This window comes from Acinetobacter sp. CFCC 10889, assembly GCF_003268395.1.
Taxonomy (GTDB): Bacteria; Pseudomonadota; Gammaproteobacteria; order Pseudomonadales; family Moraxellaceae; genus Acinetobacter.
Map to the genome: position 1 here is coordinate 1 of NZ_LQXQ01000232.1, position 210 is coordinate 210.

Here is a 210-nt window from a genome sequence, read left to right on the forward strand (position 1 = left end):
GCCAACTCGAGTATCTAAGGTACTCAATGCGGTATTGGTTGCATGTAACTGTTTACCCGCCACTGCATCTGTAGAATTTGCATCAAGTGTTGCATTTTTTAGATTGGTGATTTTTGTACCTGTTGCACCACCTTTTAAACTAATACTGTCTTTAGCTGCTGAATCATAAACAACGGCGTTCGCTGAAATTCCACCTAAACCATTTTGTAA

At 39.5% G+C, this 210-nt stretch carries 1 protein-coding gene; it reads right to left on the bottom strand.

From position 1 onward, the window contains the following. Positions 1-210, bottom strand: a 210-nt coding sequence (locus AVJ19_RS21460; RefSeq protein ID WP_162626710.1) for a hypothetical protein, incomplete at both ends; no start/stop codon positions are given.